The 742-nt window shown below is 58.2% G+C and carries 1 protein-coding gene and 1 pseudogene; both read left to right on the top strand.

Features of this window, described 5'->3' with window-relative positions:
• The coding region (locus CBF90_RS16115) for a phage portal protein (protein WP_088381080.1) at positions 1-523 on the top strand (523 nt) is incomplete at its 5' end.
• Positions 504-742: pseudogene (locus CBF90_RS16110) on the top strand (S49 family peptidase); the annotation flags it as partial. The gene CBF90_RS16115 and the pseudogene CBF90_RS16110, both read left to right, overlap by 20 nt.

Below are 742 nucleotides of genomic sequence, written 5' to 3'. Positions count from 1 at the left end.
GTATATCGCTGCCGGGCTGGGTGTCTCGTATGAGCAGCTTTCCCGGAATTACGCCCAGATGAGCTACTCCACGGCACGGGCCAGTGCGAACGAGTCGTGGGCGTACTTTATGGGGCGGCGAAAATTCGTCGCATCCCGTCAGGCGAGCCAGATGTTTCTGTGCTGGCTGGAAGAGGCCATCGTTCGCCGCGTGGTGACGTTACCTTCAAAAGCGCGCTTCAGTTTTCAGGAAGCCCGCAGTGCCTGGGGGAACTGCGACTGGATAGGCTCCGGTCGTATGGCCATCGATGGTCTGAAAGAAGTTCAGGAAGCGGTGATGCTGATAGAAGCCGGACTGAGTACCTACGAGAAAGAGTGCGCAAAACGCGGTGACGACTATCAGGAAATTTTTGCCCAGCAGGTCCGTGAAACGATGGAGCGCCGTGCAGCCGGTCTTAAACCGCCCGCCTGGGCGGCTGCAGCATTTGAATCCGGGCTGCGACAATCAACAGAGGAGGAGAAGAGTGACAGCAGAGCTGCGTAATCTCCCGCATATTGCCAGCATGGCCTTTAATGAGCCGCTGATGCTTGAACCCGCCTATGCGCGGGTTTTCTTTTGTGCGCTTGCAGGCCAGCTTGGGATCAGCAGCCTGACGGATGCGGTGTCCGGCGACAGCCTGACTGCCCAGGAGGCACTCGCGACGCTGGCATTATCCGGTGATGATGACGGACCACGACAGGCCCGCAGTTATCAGGTCATGAA

It is taken from the genome of Microbacterium sp. AISO3, from assembly GCF_002204305.1.
In the GTDB taxonomy this organism is placed as follows: domain Bacteria; phylum Actinomycetota; class Actinomycetes; order Actinomycetales; family Microbacteriaceae; genus Microbacterium; species Microbacterium arborescens.
Note: the sequence above shows the minus strand (reverse complement) of the source record. Positions and strands in the feature narration are given on the sequence as shown.